General features: G+C 50.6%; 1 protein-coding gene. It reads left to right on the top strand.

Features of this window, described 5'->3' with window-relative positions; translation table 11 throughout:
• Positions 1 to 13 precede the first annotated feature (13 nt).
• The coding region (locus AB9K26_RS00310) for a hypothetical protein (RefSeq protein ID WP_369970554.1) at positions 14 to 324 on the top strand (311 nt) is incomplete at its 3' end.

Raw genomic sequence — 324 nt, forward strand, 5'->3', positions numbered from 1 at the left:
CGAGACAAGCCTAGTGCAGACAATAAACGTGGTGGACACTACTGCGCCTACCTTTACGGTTCCTGCTGGTACCACTATCGAGTGTGACCAAGATCCAACGGACCTTTCCCTTACTGGTGACGTGACAGATGAGAACGACAATTGCTCGAATGGATTGGAGGCAGCTGACACCGATGCAGTGGCTGATGGCTCCTGTGCAAACGAATCTGTAATCACAAGAACTTGGACTCTTGTCGATGACTGTGGAAACGAGACAAGCCTAGTGCAGACGATAAACGTGGTGGACACTACTGCGCCTACCTTTACGGTTCCTAATGGTACCAC

The organism is Psychroserpens sp. XS_ASV72 (assembly GCF_041224425.1).
Lineage (GTDB): Bacteria > Bacteroidota > Bacteroidia > Flavobacteriales > Flavobacteriaceae > Psychroserpens.